The sequence below is a fragment of the Streptomyces sp. NPDC026673 genome (assembly GCF_040638135.1).
Taxonomy (GTDB): domain Bacteria; phylum Actinomycetota; class Actinomycetes; order Streptomycetales; family Streptomycetaceae; genus Actinacidiphila.
Genome location: NZ_JBEZXR010000021.1, coordinates 1 through 15,690, shown reverse-complemented (window position 1 = coordinate 15,690; position 15,690 = coordinate 1). Strand labels below are relative to the sequence as shown.

The window sequence follows — 15,690 nt, the reverse complement described above, 5'->3', positions numbered from 1 at the left end:
GGCGCAGCGGGGTGGCTTCGTCGGTCCTGGGCCCGCCTCCGTCTTGGTGGCGACCGGTCCAGCCGGCCGGGCGCGTGGGACCCGCCGTCAGGGGCGGACCCCCGGCCGGCCGAACCGGGCTGAAGAGGAACGTAACAGCCGTTCCGGCCGAGATGGAAGGCCCCTGCAGAAACTTTCTGCAAGATTCTGCAGGGGCCTTTCGAAAGGACGTGACCGCAGGTCGGAGGCGGTCAGGGAGCGATGCCCACGCCGTCCAGCCGGCTCCACGCCCGCTCCTGCGCGGCGGGCAGCGCCGGCCAGTGCCGCGCCCCGGGGCGCGGGTACACCCGGGAGGCGTAGGAGCGCGGAACGTACCCCGGCTCGAAGAAGCACCCGGTGCCGTAGACGGCGTCGAAGGCCGGGCAGGAGGCCGCCACCGAGGTGGGCGTGGGCTTGCGGCCGGTGCGCACCCAGGTCGCCAGCGACCGCAGGGCGGCGGCGTACTCCGCGTCGCTCAGCTCGCTGTGCTCGCTCTCCCGTGTGAAGTTCTGCACCAGCAGGCTCCCGCGGCCGGCGCCCTCCAGGGAGGCCCGGTAGGCCGCCTCGTGCTCGACGAAGGCGGTCGGGTCGTCGATGGCGTGGACGGTGAGCACGGGGATCGACACGGCGCCGGTGACGTCGCTGTCGAAGGACAGGTCCCGCCGGGCGGTGGGGTCGGCGGCGAAGCGCTCCACGCCCGCGTTGAGCGCCGCGTCGTCGTGTGAACCGGTGTAGCGGACGGTGGTGTTGCCGAAGGGATTCCGGCCGCCGAGCCGGTTGTGCACGATGTCGCGGAAGGTGAAGGTCGCGAACCGCAGATGCGACTCCAGCGTCCGCTCGGGGATGCCCGTCACCGCCAGGATGTCGTCGAGGTTGCGCTGCTGCAGTGCGGTGCGTTCCTGCGGGGGCGAGGAGTAGCCGGTGCACTCCTGCAGGCGGGAGCGCAGTCCGGTGGTGGTCATCGTCGAGTCGGCCCGCAGCCCCATCCACAGCGGGTACGGGGGCTCCGTGGGCCGGGGGTGGTTGCGGCAGTAGTACTGGTAGACCACGCGCAGGTCCACCCGGTAGTCGTAGCCGCGCGAGCCTCCGCCCAGGACGCCGCTGGTCAGCAGGGCGCCGTCGTACGGCGCGTGCCGGCCCGTGCCGTGGATCTCGGCCACCTTGGCGGCCACGTCTCCGCCCCAGGACTGGCCGTGCACATAGGTGCGGCGCGGGGTGCCGAAGCGCTCCACGAAGAGCCGCCGCGCGTTCTCGGTGTCGGCGGCGGCCATCCGCGTGCCGTAGCCGCCGCGGCGGTAGGAGGAGCCCGCCCAGGCGTAGCCCTCCTTCACCATCACCGACCAGCGCGCCAGGTCCCCGGTGCTGCGTTCGGGATCGGAGGTGTCGCCGAGGTCGGGGCCGCCGTGGGCGTGGACGACCAGCGAGCCGTTCCAGTCGTGCGGGACGGCCATCGCGTAGTAGGCACCGTTCGCGTCCTGTCCGCGGTAGCAGGTGGCCTCCGCCGCCAGCTCCGCCGGACAGTCGGCGGGGGCGGGTCCGCCGGCCGCGGACGCCGGTACGGGCCCGGCCAGCGCGGTGCCGAGGAGTGCGGCGACTCCCGCGAGCGTCAGGGAGATGCGGCGTCGTGCGGGTCCGGACCGGGGGCGGTGGGGGGAGTGCCCGGTGACCATCGTCTCGTCCTTCCGTCGTTGTCCGGCGCTTCGTTGCGCGGGCCCCGATGTTTGGGGACGAGGGCGGCGGGGGTCCAGAGCCGTGGCCTTTGCGTTCATAGTGTTCGGTGATCCACCGCGGCGGAGCGGTATCTGACGAGACATCAGCGGCGGTCGCCCGTCGCGGAGACGGCCTCATTGGAAATCCTTGCGACATCTTGCTGTAAGACCTTCGTAAGGGGTACGGTCCCGGTCACTGGTCCGGCACCGCTGCCGGGCGAAGGCTCATGGCGCGTGGGCTCCCAGAGGTACAACCGTCCGCACACGGATTCCGCAAGGAGAACACCCCGTGGCCCAGCACCCCGGGCTGCCCGCGTCCGCGCGTTCACGCACGCGCAGACGCGGAGCCGCAGCCGTCGCGGTGGCGGCCCTCGCCGCCGCCTTCGCCGTCCCCGCCTCGGCCCCCGCCGCCTCGGCGGCGGCCCCGCCCCCGCCGCCCTCCGACGCGGCGCTCGCCGCGCAGCCCGCGCGTCACGACCTCACGCGGGAGCAGTTCTACTTCGTCCTGCCGGATCGTTTCGCCAATGGCGACACGTCCAACGACAAGGGCGGCCTGACCGGCAGCCGGCTCAGTACCGGCTACGACCCCGCTGACAAGGGCTTCTACCAGGGCGGCGACCTCAAGGGCCTCACGAAGCGGCTCGACTACATCAAGGGCCTCGGCACCACCGCGATATGGATGGCGCCGATCTTCAAGAACCGGCCCGTGCAGGGGACGGGGGATCAGGCCTCGGCCGGTTACCACGGCTACTGGATCACCGACTTCACCCAGGTCGACCCGCACTTCGGCAGCAACGCCGACCTCAAGGCGCTGATATCCAAGGCCCACGCCAAGGGCATGAAGGTCTTCTTCGACGTCATCACCAACCACACCGCCGACGTCGTCGACTACGACGAGAAGTCCTACGGCTACCTCTCCAAGGGCGCCTTCCCCTACCTCACCAAGGACGGCGTGCCCTTCGACGACGCCGACTACGCGAAGGGCGGCAAGGGCTTCCCCGCCGTCGACCGCGACTCCTTCCCCCGCACCCCCGTCGTCAGCTCGAACAGCAAGGTCCCGGCCTGGCTCAACGACCCGACGATGTACCACAACCGGGGCGACTCCACCTTCGCCGGCGAGAGCTCCGACCAGGGCGACTTCTCCGGCCTGGACGACCTGTGGACCGAGCGTCCCGAGGTCGTGAAGGGCATGGAGGAGATCTACGAGAAGTGGGTCCGCGACTTCGCCGTCGACGGCTTCCGCATCGACACCGTCAAGCACGTCGACCTGCCGTTCTGGACCCGGTGGGCCACGGCACTGGACGCCTACGCGGCCGAGCGCGGCCGCAAGGACTTCTTCATGTTCGGCGAGGTGTACTCCGCCGACACCGCCATCACGTCCCCGTACGTCACGCAGGGCCGCCTCGACTCGACGCTCGACTTCCCCTTCCAGGACGCCGCCCGCCAGTACGCCTCCCAGGGCGGCTCCGCGGCGAAGCTGGCCGGGGTCTTCGGCGACGACTACCGGTACACCACCGACAAGGCCAACGCGTACGAGCAGGTCACCTTCCTCGGCAACCACGACATGGGCCGCATCGGCACGTTCCTGAAGCAGGACAACCCGAAGGCCGACGACGCCGAACTCGTGAAGCGGGACCGGCTCGCCAACGAGCTGATGTTCCTCTCGCGCGGCAACCCCGTCGTCTACTACGGCGACGAGCAGGGCTTCACCGGCCCCGGCGGCGACAAGGACGCCCGCCAGACGATGTTCGCGTCCAAGGTCGCCGACTACCTCGACGACGACCAACTGGGCACCGACCGCACCCACGCGAGCGACGCCTACGACACCGGCGCCCCCCTCTACCGGGCGATCGCGAAGCTGGCCGCGCTCCGCAAGGCCCACCCCGCCCTGGCCGACGGCGTCCAGACCGAGCGCCACGTCGCCGACGGTGCCGGGATCTACGCCTTCTCCCGCACCGACGCGAAGACCCGGACCGAGTACGTCGTGGCCGTGAACAACGCCACCGAGGCGCGCACCGCCGACGTCCCCACCGGCTCCGCGAACACCGCCTTCACCGCGCTGTACGGCACCGAGGGCTCCGTCACCAGCGGTACCGATCGGAAGATCGGTGTCACCGTCCCGGCACTGTCCACGGTTGTCTACAAGGCGACGAAGCCACTCGGCGCCCCCGCAGCCAGGCCCGCCCTCACTCTGAAGGCCCCCGCCGCGGGCGCCACCGGCACCGTCGAGCTCTCCGCCGACGTCGACGGCGGGCGGCTGAACCGGGTCGTCTTCGCCGCGCAGACCGGAAACGGGCCGTGGAAGGTGCTGGGTTCGGCCGACCACGCGCCGTACAGGGTCACCCAGACGGTCGGCGACGACGTGACGCCCGGCACCGCGCTGCGGTACAAGGCCGTCGTGATCGATTCCGCAGGCCGCACCGCGAGCGCCACCGCCGCCACCACCAGCGGCACCCCGGTCAAGCCGCAGCCCCCGGTGGCGAGCAGCCGCGACTACGCCGTCGTCCACTACAAGCGCGCCGACAACAACTACACCGACTGGCGCCTGTACGCCTGGGGCGACATCGCCGACGGCGAGGGCACCACCTGGCCGGCCGGCCACGACTTCATCGGCCGCGACGCCTACGGCGCCTTCGCCTATGTGAAGCTCAAGCCGGGCGCGTCCAGCGTCGGTTACCTCGTCATCGACAAGGACGGCACCAAGGACGTCGCCGCCGACCGCTTCATCGACGTCACCAAGAACGGTGAGATCTGGGTCGAGCAGGGCAAGGAGGCCGTCGCCACCCAGGCACCGTCCGGGACCGAGCCGGGGCAGGACAGGACGAAGGCAGTCCTGCACTACCACCGGGCGGACGGGGACTACGCGGGCTGGGGCCTGCACACCTGGACCGGTGCCGCGAACCCGACCGACTGGCCGAGCCCGCTGCAGCCGGTCAGGACCGACGCCTACGGCGCCGTCTTCGAGGTGCCGCTCGCCGCGGGCGCCACGTCGCTCAGCTACATCATCCACAAGGGCGACACCAAGGACCTGCCCGCCGACCAGTCGCTCGACCTCGCCACCTACGGACACGAGGTGTGGCTGCTGAACGGCACCGAGAAGTACCTGCTGCCCTCCACGTCCGGCTCCTCCGCCGACCTCGACCTGTCCTCGGCCAAGGCCCAGTGGATCGACGCGGACACCGTCGCCTGGAAGACCGGCGACGCCGCCGCCAGCCGGCAGTTGGTCTACGCCCCGGACGGCGGCCTGGCGATCAAGGACGGCGCGCTGACCGGTGAGGGCCACTGGCTCCGCCTGCAGCCTGTCGCGGGCGGCCTGACCGACGCCCAGAAGACCCGCTTCCCGCACCTGAAGGACTACGCGGCCTTCACGATCGACCCGCGCGACCGCGACCGCGTCCGCACCGCCCTCACCGGGCAGGTCGTCGCCACCCAGCGCCTCGCCAACGGCGCGTTGCTGTCCGCGACCGGCGTCCAGATCCAGGGCGTCCTCGACGACCTGTATGCGGCGAAGGCGACCAAGGCCGCGCTCGGGCCGGTCTTCACCTACGGCAAGCCCACCCTGTCGGTGTGGGCCCCGACCGCCCAGTCCGTCTCCCTGGACCTGGACGGGCGCACCGTCCCGATGCGGCGCGACGGTTCCACCGGTGTGTGGAGCGCGCACGGCGAGCGGAGCTGGATCGGCAAGCCCTACCGCTACGTGGTCAAGGTGTGGGCGCCCAGCGTGCAGAAGGTCGTCACCAACGAGGTCACCGACCCCTACTCGGTCGCCCTGACCGCCGACTCGAAGCGGAGCCTGGTCGTCGACCTCGACGACGCGTCCCTCGCCCCGGGCGGCTGGTCCGGCCTGGCCAAGCCCAAGGCCGTGGGCCTGAACAACGCGCAGATCCAGGAACTGCACATCCGGGACTTCTCCGTCGCGGACTCCACCGTCCCCTCGAAGGACAAGGGCAGGTACACCGCCTTCACCGACACCGGGTCCGCGGGCATGAGGCACCTGAAGGCGCTGGCGAAGTCCGGGGTCTCCTACGTCCACCTGCTGCCCGCCTTCGACTTCGCCACCGTCGCTGAGAAGAGCACCGACCAGGCCACCGTCGACTGCGACCTGGGCGCCTACCCGGCCGACTCCGACAAGCAGCAGGAGTGCGTGGCCGCGGTCGCCGCCAAGGACGCCTACAACTGGGGCTACGACCCCTTCCACTACACCGTCCCCGAGGGCTCCTACGCCACCGACCCGGACGGCACCAAGCGCACCGTCGAGTTCCGGAAGATGGTGCAGGGGCTCAACAAGGCCGGACTGCGCGTCGTCATGGACGTGGTCTACAACCACACCGCCGCGAGCGGCCAGGACGACAAGTCCGTCCTCGACCGGATCGTGCCCGGCTACTACCAGCGCCTGCTGGACGACGGAACCGTCGCCAACTCCACCTGCTGCTCCAACACCGCGACCGAGAACGCGATGATGGGCAAGCTGGTCGTCGACTCGATCGTCACCTGGGCGAAGGAGTACAAGGTCGACGGCTTCCGCTTCGACCTGATGGGCCACCACCCCAAGGCGAACATCCTCGCCGTCCGTGAGGCGCTCGACGCGCTGACCCCCGCGAAGGACGGCGTCGACGGCAAGAAGATCGTCCTCTACGGCGAGGGCTGGAACTTCGGCGAGGTCGCCGACGACGCCCGCTTTGTGCAGGCCACCCAGAAGAACATGGCCGGCACCGGCGTCGCCACCTTCTCCGACCGGGCCCGCGACGCGGTCCGCGGCGGCGGCCCCTTCGACTCCGACCCCGGCGTCCAGGGCTTCGCCTCGGGCCTGTTCAACGAACCGAACGGATCCGCCGCCAACGGCACCGAGGCCGAGCAGAGGGCCCGCCTGCTGCACTACCAGGACCTCATCAAGGTCGGTCTCACCGGCAACCTGAAGTCCTTCTCCTTCACCGACAGCAGCGGCAAGGAGGTCACCGGCGCCGAGGTCGACTACAACGGCTCACCCGCCGGTTACGCGGACGCCCCCGGCGACGCCCTCGCCTACTCCGACGCCCACGACAACGAGGCCCTGTACGACGCGCTCGCCTACAAGCTCCCCCAGGGCACCTCGCCCGCCGACCGGGCGCGCATGCAGGTGCTCGCCGAGGCCGTCCCGGCCCTCTCCCAGGGACCGGCGCTCTACCAGGCGGGCTCGGACCTGCTGCGCTCCAAGTCCCTGGACCGCAACTCCTACGACTCCGGGGACTGGTTCAACGCCATCCACTGGGACTGCTCGGCGGGCAACGGCTTCGGCCGCGGCCTGCCGCCGAAGGCCGACAACGAGTCCAAGTGGCCCTACGCGAAGCCGCTGCTGACCGCGGACACGCTGAAGGTCGGTTGCGCCCAGATCACCTCCGCCTCGGCCGCCTACCGGGACCTGCTGCGGATCCGCTCCACCGAGCCGGCCTTCGGGCTGACCACGGCGGCGCAGGTCCGCGAGCGGCTCTCCTTCCCGCTGTCGGGGAAGGACGAGACCCCGGGCGTGATCACCATGCGGGTCGGCTCGCTGGTGGTGGTCTTCAACGCGACCCCGGAGACCCGGGACCAGCGGGTCGGTGCCCTGTCCGGCAAGGGCTACGCCCTCCACCCGGTGCAGGCCGCCGGCTCCGACACCGTGGTGAAGCGGGCCTCCTACGACGCCGCCTCCGGCACCTTCACCGTCCCGGCCCGCACGGTCGCGGTGTTCGCCGGGAAGTAGCGGCACGCTCCGTCACCGCCCGGCCGGCGGCCCCGCTCACCGCGGGCCCCGGCCGGGCGGTGCTGCGTACGGGCGAAGTGCGAGTCCATCCGAATGAATTCGCGGCGTGTCGGTCCCGAGGGATGGGCGGGCGGGGGTACGTATTCGCGCGCCTCCGGTGACGCAGTGTGACTGTCGTCCGGGTGGCCTCGTTCCCGTCGTCCCTGGAGGACCCTTGAAGCGGCGCCAGCGAATATCGCTCTCCACTCTTCCCGCCCTGCTCGTCCTGCTCGTCAGCACCCTCATCGGCACGGTCGCCCCCGCGCACGCCGAGGACTGGGGCCCGGGCGCCAAGCCCGCGGCCTCCCACGACCGCCCGGGATCGGGCTCCGGACCCGGCACGGCCGCGGGTGCCCCCGGGCGCGTTCCCGGTGGCCAGGAGAACCCCCGCATCTGCATCGGTGCCACCTTCACCAGTCCCAAGTTCTTCTGCGGCGACCCCCGGCTCGGCCCGCGCAACCTGCCCGCCAAGGGACTGCTCCGCGCGATCCTCGCCGACTACCGGCGCCTCGACTCGCAGAACGCCAACGGGTTCCTGAGCACCTGGTGGAACTTCACGACGAACAGCTACAAGTTCCCGGACCCCGTGACCAACCCCAACGGCTTCCGGACGGGTTTCACTCCCGTCACCATCGACCTGGCCGTCGGACAGAGGATCGACCGCTTCGGCGGCGAGGGCGGCAGGTTCCTCGCACCGGCGGGCTCGCCGTACTCCCAGCGCTCCATCCCCCCGTCCAACCTCAACACCTTCGACGCGGGCTACCCCTTCAACTACCACCTGTACAAGGTCGTCAAGCCCTTCCAGGTCCTCGCGGGACCCACGGAGCCCTTCTACGGACAGCCGGGCAACGGCCTCCAGTACGTGCTGCCGGGCGCGACCGACCGTGTCTCCGACCTCGTCACCAACGGTTTCCTCATCCGGCTGAACTGACAGGCTCCGACCATGGACCGACGTGAACTCTGCGAGGCGCTCGCCTCCGAAGGAGTGCCCGGCGGGCTGTACCAGATCCCCGGGTTCCACGAGTTCGACCTGAGTCCGCCGGACTTCAGGTACCTCCGGCGGGAGGGCGACGCGTGGGTCGTCGGCAACTTCGAACGCGGGGTCCACGACCCGCACGGGCGCTTCGACACCGAGGACGCGGCCTGCCGCTACCTCTACGACCAGCTCACCGACCGCGGGCCCGGCCCGGGCCCCGGCTCCGACGAGGAGATGGAGGCGGTCCTCCGCGACCGGGAGGAGATCCAGCGCGCCGCGCACGATGCCTATGACCGGGCCCGGCGCCGGGAGACCTGATCCGCGACCCCCGCAGGCCCGACGCAGCGGAGCGGCCCGCCCCGAACCTCCGGGCGGGCCGCTCCGCCGCGTGCCGTCCGCCGCGCGCCTAGAGCTTCTTCTCCAGCAGGGTCACCGCGTACGGGCTGCCCTTGCCGCCCTGCTTGTGGGGCTGCTCACCGACGACGGCGTAGCCCGCGCCCTCGTAGTACGCCCGCAACTGCGGGTTGCCCGCCACGCAGTCCAGCCGCGCGTAGGGGCGGCCCGTCTCGGTGATGCGCTGCTCCGCCCGGTCGAGCATCGCCCGGCCGGTGCCGCGCGGGGCGGCCGTCCGGTCCACCATCAGGCGGTGGACGTAGCCCGCGTCCGGCGGGCGCACCCCCCACGCGTGCTCGTCGGTCCACCACAGCTCCCAGGCGCCGACCACCCGGCCGCCGTGTTCCGAGAGCCAGACCTCGCCCTCCGCCATGCGCGTGCGGAAGTGCTCCTCGTCCATCTCGCCCGGCTTCCACTGGTCGATGCCGTGCTCCTGCATCCAGCGGGCCGCGTCGTCCCGGAGGCGTACGAGGGTGGTGGCGTCGTCGGGGCCCGCGAGGCGGAAGGCGAGATCGTTCATGCCCCCATTGTCACCGACCCGTCCCCGGGCCAACGCTCGGACGGTCCCGCCCAGGGCCAGGCCCTCGCGCCGGGGCGGGCGAGGACCGCAAGGAGCGAGAAGCCGCCGACCGCGGTGCGGCCGGCCGGGCCCGCGCGCTCGGGGACGTCCGCGGAGCTCGTCATGGCACGACGGCGCGCCGCGTCGCCGCCCGGAACCCAACCCTTCGGCAGGAGGGAGTAACCGAGGGTACGGCCAGGTCCGGGCGGCTCGCGGTGCCGCGCGGGGGGTGTGACGCGGCCGTCGTGCCGGTTCGTGCGATCAGCTGGTTCGTGCGATCAGTTCACGAAGACGGAGGGGCCGCCGTCCTGGCCGGAGTCGGTCACCGGGGCGTACTTCGCCGTGAAGAAGCCGTTGGCGAAGCAGAGCGACGAGCCGGAGGCCTTGGTGAACTGCTGATCGGTGAAGGTGATGCTGTTGTCGGTGTTGTCCGCCGTGCCGGTCAGGCCCGCCGCGCGGTAGACGCAGGAGATGCTGCCCAGCAGGGTGCGCAGCACGACCGTGGTCTGGATGGTCGAGCCGTCCGCCGGGGCGACGGTGACCAGGCCGTCCGAGGCGACGGCCGAGGTGTACGGCAGGTTGTTGACCGTGATGCTCGTGACGCCGAGCACGCCCGCGACGTTGCTGGTGCAGCTCGCGCTCGGGAAGGTGTGCGCGGTGACCGATTCCGTCGCGGTGCCGGGGGCGACCGGGTTGTCGGTGACGGTCGCGACGAAGGTCGACTGCGAGCACGTCACGCCGCTGGTGCCGGTGGCGCTGGAGTGCAGCGTGGCGGTGGTGCCGGTGGCCAGCGAGGCGTTGAGCACGTCGCCGGGGGCGACCGGGGTGCCGCCCAGGCCGACGGTGGTGAGCACCGGGACGTCGGCGTCGGTGGCGGAGGCGGGTGCGGCGGCCTGCAGTAACGAGAGCGCGGCGGCGGTGGCCGCGGCGGCCAGCGCGAGGGCGGGACGAGTGCGCATGCGGGTGCCTCGTTTCGGTGTGGGGGGAGGGTGGGGGGACGTGGGGGGATCGCTCCGGTGGTCAGGCGAGAGGCAACGGGGACGGTGCTCCGGGCGGTGGTGAGGGGGGTCCGGAATCGGCCATGCGCACGTGCTCCTCGTGACGGAGTGGGGCCGGGAGGATGTGCTGCGGTGGAGAACGGGTCCGGCGCCACGGACCCGTGGAAAACCTGCGAGAGTTGTAAACCTGACGAGTATTCAGCGTCAAGGACCCGGAAGGAAGTTCGCGATGACCGCGGTTCCCTCGCCAGCGCCGCCCCTCGTGCTCCCCGGCACCCGGGCGGGCCGCGATCCGGAGCGCTCCATCCGCCGCGGACCCCGCAGGCTGCCGGCCGAGGTGGTCGCCGCGACCCAGCGCGACCGGCTGCTGGACGGCATCGTCCGCACCGTCGCGCAGAGCGGCTACGCCAAGGCCCGGATCAGCGACATCTGCCAGGCCGCGGGCGTGACCAGGCCGGTGTTCTACGAGCAGTTCCGGGGCAAGGAGGACGCCTTCCTGGCCGCGCACCGCCATGGCACGACCCTGGTGATCGCCTCCATGGAGGCCGCCTTCGAGGCCGCCGGCGACTGGCCCTCCGGCATCCGGGACGCCCTCGGCGCCCTGCTCGGCATCCTCGCCGGGGCCCCCGCCTTCGCCACGATGGCGGTGGTCGAGATCGACGCCGTGGGGGAAGCCGGGCGGGAGGAGCGCGATGTGCTGCTCGCCCAGTTCCGGCGCTTCTTCACCACCGCGGGCGGTGCCGCCGGCGCCGCCGGGGCCCCGCCCGGGGTCGCCGCCACCGAACTCGTCGACGCCGTGGTCGGCGGGGTGTACGCGAGCGTCTACCGCCGCATCGCCGCCGGCGGGGCCGCCGAACTGCCCGTGCTGCTGCCCACCTTGAGCTACTTCGTGCTCGCCCCGTTCCTCGGGCCGGAGGGCGCCGCCGCCCGGCTCGCCGAGCCCCGGCCGGCGGTCCGCGCCTCCGCCGCGCCCTGTCTGCATCCCGGCGCCTCCCGTCAGCACGGCGCCGACGCACCGTCACCATGACTCCTCCACAAGGGCCTTGACCCGGTACCTACCGGGCTGTAACTTCCACCCCGGCTACTGCGCCGTACCGTGAACGCCCCTGCACCCCGCCGGGAGGCGCGGGGGACGGACGCCCGCAGCCGCTGTCCGCGCCAGGACAACACGCCAGTCAGCTCGTTCCTCCGCATTCGCATGTCCTGGGAGCAGCAATGGCCTCGTCCGCAGAGCCCGGCACCACAGGCACCGAATCCACCACCCCCACCACCCCCGAACGGCCCGGCCGCGTCCGCTGGCGCCGTGCCGCCGTGATGGCCGTACCCGCCGTCGCGATCAGCGCCACACTCATGACGCTCACGGCGCAGGGCGCGCTCGGCGTGCAGTTCGCGATCTCCGGGATGCCGTTCACCGTCACCGCCACGGAACTCAAGGGCGAGGGCTTCGCCCAGTTCGGCGGCCTCGACTCCATGGCCGAAGGCAGCCCCAACGAGGGCGACACCGGCGGCCAGGTGCTGGTCGTCGTCTCCGCGATCAAGAAGGCGACGCTCACCAACCTCTGCCAGAGCGTCGATCTCGGCGGCACCAATCTCGTCATCACGGCCGGCGGCGGATCGGAGAAGGTCACCGCCGCGGGCCTGACCACCGACTCCACCGAGCTGTCCGGCGACGCTGCCTTCGACGACATCGAGATCGGCAACGACGCCAGTACGCTCGACAAGGCCGGCGTCCAGGGCCCGATCGGCGTCTTCAGTCAGCAGTCCGACACCGTGACCATCGCCAACCTCCGGCAGACCAACTACGCCACGACGGCCGCGGTGTTCAAACTCCCCGGCCTGAAACTGAAGTTCAGCGACAAGGCCTGCTGATGGCCGGGTTCGGGCGCTGGCGGGGCCGCCGTCCGTTCTGGGGAGGGCTGCTGCTGACCGCGGGCGGCGCCGAGATCCTGGTGACCGAGAAGGCCGCACTGCCCGTCGTCATGCACATCGGCATGCAGGGGCTCGCCGGCTACCTGCTGCCCGGGCTGATGGTGGTCTGCGGGCTGCTGATCCTCCTCAACCCGGCGCAGCGGCTGTTCTACTCGATCGTGGGCGTCCTGCTCGCACTGGGCAGCTGGGTCACCTCGAACCTCGGCGGCTTCCTCGTCGGGATGCTGCTCGGCGTCGCCGGCAGCTGCCTCACCTTCGGATGGCAGCCCGACGTGGGACCGCGCCGCCGCCGCTTCCGCCGCCGCTTTCCGCGCGGCGCCCCGGCGGCCGCTCCCGAGGAGCCGGCCGCCGGGGCGGGGCCGGGTGGGCTCAACGCAGCGTCGTGAGCCTCGCGCCCGAGTCGAGCACCGCCGACAGCTCGGCCCGGGCGCCCTGCCGGGCCCGCACCGCCATCATCGGGCCCTTCGCGGAGCCGGTCACTCCTCCGGTGGCCTTGATCCGTGCCACGTCACGGCTGCCCGCCGCCAGCAGATACCAGTGTCCCGCCGTGGACTTCCACAGCGCCCCGGCCAGCACCTGGGGCACCGCCCGGCCGCAGGCCCCGGTGTCGCGGCCGCTCTGGCCCACCGGTGCGCCCGGGCTGCCGGGCTCGGAGACCGGGGGCAGGAACATCGCCAGCGCCCGGCCTTCCGTGCCGCGCCAGGTGTCGGCGCGCGCGCAGACCCACGAAGCCTGCCCGTTGTCCTCCGGCAGCCGCTGCGTCGCGTACCGCCAGATGTTGACGGACCGGGTGCCCAGACCGCTCATCGAGGCCAGGTGGCAGGCCGTCCGCGCCACGTTCGCCAGCCCCGTGGGACCGGTCGCCTCCATCGGCGCGCCCTGCCCGGCCGCCTGGTAGGTCAGATGCGCCGGTACGAGGTCGCCGAGGTCGGTGAGGAGGAACGGCCGGTCCGCGCCGAGCCCGTCGGCGGCCCGGAGCTGCAGGGCCGGCCAGGTGTCCCCGCACACCCCGGGACGGCTGTCCGCCCCCGGCATCCGCACCGGCTCGGTCACCCCGTCCGCCGCGCGGTCCAGCTTCGCCGCCGCGCGCCCGGGGTCCTTCAGGTCCCGTGAGCCGGCGTCGGTGACCCAGGGGGCGGTCAGGAACCGGGTGTTGCCGTCCGTCCGGCCGAGGACCACGGCCGCGGTGGTCACGCCCGCGCCGTCCACCCGGGCGAAGTCCAGGGCCGCCGTGCCCCCGCCCGTGCGCGGTTCGGCGTAGCGCACCAGCCGCAGGCCGTCGTACATCAGCACCACGGTGGCGCCGTCCACGTCCCCCGCGTACAGCAACTGCGGCTGCTGCGCGGGCAGTCCCTCGGCGGTGCCCTTGGTGGCCGACACGGCGACCCGGGCGGAGGGTTGCGCCCACACCGCCATCGCCCGGCCCAGCAGCGCCCGGTCGCCGGCGCGTCCGCCACGGGTCGGCCAGGCGGTGAAGTCGACCCGGGTGGCGCGGGTCCACGCGGTGTCCCCGACCCGCACCAGCTTCGCCGGGTCGAGCAGCCCCGCGGTCCCGTACGCGCCCGGAGACCCGCCCGCCGGGTACGGGTCCTGCCCGCCGCTCAGCACCGCGACCAGCGTCACGGTGACGGCGATCGCGCCCGCCGCGATCAGTCCCACCCGTGTGTGCTGCCGCCTGCGCAGCAGATCGGTCGGCCGGGCCTGCACCGTGCACGGGTCGAATCCGCTGCCGCCCAGCAGCAGGCCCTCCGGCACCGTCCTGGCGGCCTTCAGCGCGCCCCGCGGGTCGGGCACCCCGGCGGCCACCAGCAGCCTGCGGACCTCGCGGCCGTCCGGATGCCGCGGCCGTTCCAGCTCCAGCAGCGCGTAGGCCGCCCGGCCGGCCGCGTTCAGCCCGGCCAGGGCCCGGTCCAGCTCGGCCTCGTCCGTCCCGGTCGCCTTGGTGTGCAGCCGCAGCCCCCAGACGTACGGCGCCGGGCCGCCCACCAGCGCCCTGCGCAGCCGGCCGCGCCAGCCCCGCTCGCGCCCGAACGCCAGCGCGGCGTCCAGCACTTCCTGCCGCACCAGGGCGTACGCCGGGTCGGCGGCCCCCCGCGGCCCGGGTACGTCCGCCACCGCCGGATCCGGTTCGCACGGCGACCGCGGCAGCGCGCCCTGCGTCAGGGTGTGCGCGGTCAGCACCCTTCGGTGCCGGCCCAGTGACGGCGGCAGCGTCAGGTACGCCAGCCGGACCAGGTGGGGGTAGTTCTCGACGAGTGCGGCCTCCGCCTCCTCGACGTCCACGATGACGGGTGCGCCGTGCCGGGGACGGGTGGCGGTCGCGTGCTGGGCATTCACGTTCCGTAGAACGAGTGAATCCTGGGATGGTCACCCCGCCGACCGCGCCCCGCACCCGGCGCGGGAGCGGCCAAGTGCCCCAGCGGAGGGCGTTGTCGGTGGCCGGGGCCCTTCCCCGACGGCTGGCCCGCGGCCCGGTCCGCCACCCCGGTCCAGCGCGCCTACGCCGCCGCCCTGGCCGCCCACGACACCTTCTGGAACCCGCGCGGCGGCAACCGGGGCGCCCTCTTCGCCCGGCTGGGACTGCCCGACGACCGTGCCGTCTGGCAGGCGCTGAGCACGACGTCCGAATCCCGCCGGAGCCCGTGACCGGTTCCGGCGAGGCTGGCGGCATGGAAACCCACCGCATCGCGTACGAGGTCCGGGCCATCGCCCCGGCCGTGGTCGAGGAGTTGCGCGGCACCGACGACGCCGGTCTCGTCCCCCGCCCCGAGCCGGACCCGGAGGGCGGTGCCCCGCTCCGCTGCTGCCTGCGGCACAGCGCGCCGGGGGAGCGGATCGCACTGGCCGCCTACGCGCCGCTGCGGCGCTGGGCCGCGGCGACCGGGGCGGACCCCGGGCCGTACGCCGAGACCGGCCCGGTCTTCGTGCACGCGGCCGCCGAGGACTGCCCCGGCCCGCCGGACGCCCCCGGCTACCCCGCGCCGCTCCACGGCGACCGCCGGGTGTTCCGCTGCTACGACGCCCGGGGCCGCATCCTCGGCGGCCGCCTGGTGCAGCTCACCGCCGGCGAGGTCGCCGCGGGCGCCGCCGACGCCGTCCTGGCGGCCCGGTTCGCCGATCCGCGGGTCGCCCTGGTGCACGTACGGGCCGTGGAGTACGGCTGCTTCCTCTTCGAGGCCGTCCGTACGCCCTGAACGCGCCGAGGGCGCCCGTCGCATGGACGGGCGCCCTCGGGGAGCAGCGGTGCGTCAGACGAGGTCGGCCTTGTCCAGGGCCGAGCAGCAGGTGTCGACGATGAGGCGGGTGACGACGTAGGGGTCGACGTTGGCGTTGGGGCGCCGGTCCTCGAT

Annotated in this window: 11 protein-coding genes; 7 read left to right on the top strand and 4 right to left on the bottom strand. The window is 72.9% G+C overall.

What is annotated here, in order from left to right; genetic code table 11:
- Positions 1-230 precede the first annotated feature (230 nt).
- The gene (locus tag AB0F62_RS16845; protein ID WP_361798579.1) at positions 231-1,688 is read right to left on the bottom strand and encodes a hypothetical protein; all 1,458 of its coding nucleotides are present in this window, start codon (positions 1,686-1,688) and stop codon (positions 231-233) included.
- Positions 1,689-2,016: 328 nt separating this feature from the next.
- On the opposite strand from AB0F62_RS16845, the gene pulA reads away from it, so the two are divergent.
- From pulA to AB0F62_RS16830, 3 genes are all read left to right on the top strand, one after another.
- Positions 2,017-7,446 (top strand): pullulanase-type alpha-1,6-glucosidase, encoded by a 5,430-nt coding sequence (pulA, locus tag AB0F62_RS16840; RefSeq protein WP_361798576.1) that lies wholly within the window; start codon positions 2,017-2,019, stop codon positions 7,444-7,446.
- A 214-nt stretch (positions 7,447-7,660) separates the two neighbouring features.
- A complete protein-coding gene (locus tag AB0F62_RS16835) occupies positions 7,661-8,416 on the top strand; it encodes a TNT domain-containing protein (protein ID WP_361798573.1) in 756 nt (251 codons plus the stop codon).
- A gap of 12 nt (positions 8,417-8,428) precedes the next feature.
- Positions 8,429-8,779 (top strand): hypothetical protein, encoded by a 351-nt coding sequence (locus AB0F62_RS16830; RefSeq protein ID WP_361798570.1) that lies wholly within the window; start codon positions 8,429-8,431, stop codon positions 8,777-8,779.
- Positions 8,780-8,867: 88 nt separating this feature from the next.
- Here the strand turns inward: AB0F62_RS16830 and AB0F62_RS16825 are convergent, their stop codons facing one another.
- Positions 8,868-9,374 carry a GNAT family N-acetyltransferase gene (locus tag AB0F62_RS16825; protein ID WP_361798567.1) on the bottom strand — a complete coding sequence of 169 codons (507 nt, stop codon included), beginning with the start codon at positions 9,372-9,374 and terminating at the stop codon, positions 8,868-8,870.
- A 317-nt stretch (positions 9,375-9,691) separates the two neighbouring features.
- Complete coding sequence (locus AB0F62_RS16820) at positions 9,692-10,372, bottom strand: Tat pathway signal sequence domain protein (RefSeq protein WP_361798564.1); 681 nt, start codon at positions 10,370-10,372, stop codon at positions 9,692-9,694.
- A 268-nt stretch (positions 10,373-10,640) separates the two neighbouring features.
- On the opposite strand from AB0F62_RS16820, the gene AB0F62_RS16815 reads away from it, so the two are divergent.
- From AB0F62_RS16815 to AB0F62_RS16805, 3 genes are all read left to right on the top strand, one after another.
- Positions 10,641-11,438: a helix-turn-helix domain-containing protein gene (locus tag AB0F62_RS16815; RefSeq protein ID WP_361798561.1), complete on the top strand. Its 798-nt coding sequence runs from the start codon at positions 10,641-10,643 to the stop codon at positions 11,436-11,438.
- A gap of 188 nt (positions 11,439-11,626) precedes the next feature.
- A complete protein-coding gene (locus tag AB0F62_RS16810) occupies positions 11,627-12,280 on the top strand; it encodes a DUF6230 family protein (RefSeq protein WP_361798558.1) in 654 nt (217 codons plus the stop codon).
- Entirely contained in the window at positions 12,280-12,726 is a 447-nt protein-coding gene (locus AB0F62_RS16805; protein WP_361798555.1) for a DUF6114 domain-containing protein, read from the top strand. Before AB0F62_RS16810 ends, AB0F62_RS16805 begins: the two co-directional genes overlap by 1 nt.
- On the opposite strand, the gene AB0F62_RS16800 is transcribed toward AB0F62_RS16805, so the two are convergent.
- Positions 12,710-14,677 carry a hypothetical protein gene (locus AB0F62_RS16800; protein WP_361798552.1) on the bottom strand — a complete coding sequence of 656 codons (1,968 nt, stop codon included), beginning with the start codon at positions 14,675-14,677 and terminating at the stop codon, positions 12,710-12,712. The genes AB0F62_RS16805 and AB0F62_RS16800 overlap by 17 nt on opposite strands.
- Positions 14,678-15,009: 332 nt before the next feature.
- Here AB0F62_RS16800 and AB0F62_RS16795 point away from each other — a divergent pair, with 332 nt between their 5' ends.
- Entirely contained in the window at positions 15,010-15,534 is a 525-nt protein-coding gene (locus tag AB0F62_RS16795) for a DUF1203 domain-containing protein (protein ID WP_361798549.1), read from the top strand.
- Positions 15,535-15,690: the final 156 nt, after the last annotated feature.

Bases quoted from the DNA above. Each gene is read 5' to 3' on its own strand.
- AB0F62_RS16845 (WP_361798579.1), bottom strand. From the start codon at position 1,688: ATGGTCACCGGGCACTCCCCCCACCGCCCCCGGTCCGGACCCGCACGA.
- AB0F62_RS16830 (WP_361798570.1), top strand. From the start codon at position 8,429: ATGGACCGACGTGAACTCTGCGAGGCGCTCGCCTCCGAAGGAGTGCCC.
- AB0F62_RS16825 (WP_361798567.1), bottom strand. From the start codon at position 9,374: ATGAACGATCTCGCCTTCCGCCTCGCGGGCCCCGACGACGCCACCACC.
- AB0F62_RS16820 (WP_361798564.1), bottom strand. From the start codon at position 10,372: ATGCGCACTCGTCCCGCCCTCGCGCTGGCCGCCGCGGCCACCGCCGCC.
- AB0F62_RS16815 (WP_361798561.1), top strand. From the start codon at position 10,641: ATGACCGCGGTTCCCTCGCCAGCGCCGCCCCTCGTGCTCCCCGGCACC.
- AB0F62_RS16810 (WP_361798558.1), top strand. From the start codon at position 11,627: ATGGCCTCGTCCGCAGAGCCCGGCACCACAGGCACCGAATCCACCACC.
- AB0F62_RS16805 (WP_361798555.1), top strand. From the start codon at position 12,280: ATGGCCGGGTTCGGGCGCTGGCGGGGCCGCCGTCCGTTCTGGGGAGGG.
- AB0F62_RS16795 (WP_361798549.1), top strand. From the start codon at position 15,010: ATGGAAACCCACCGCATCGCGTACGAGGTCCGGGCCATCGCCCCGGCC.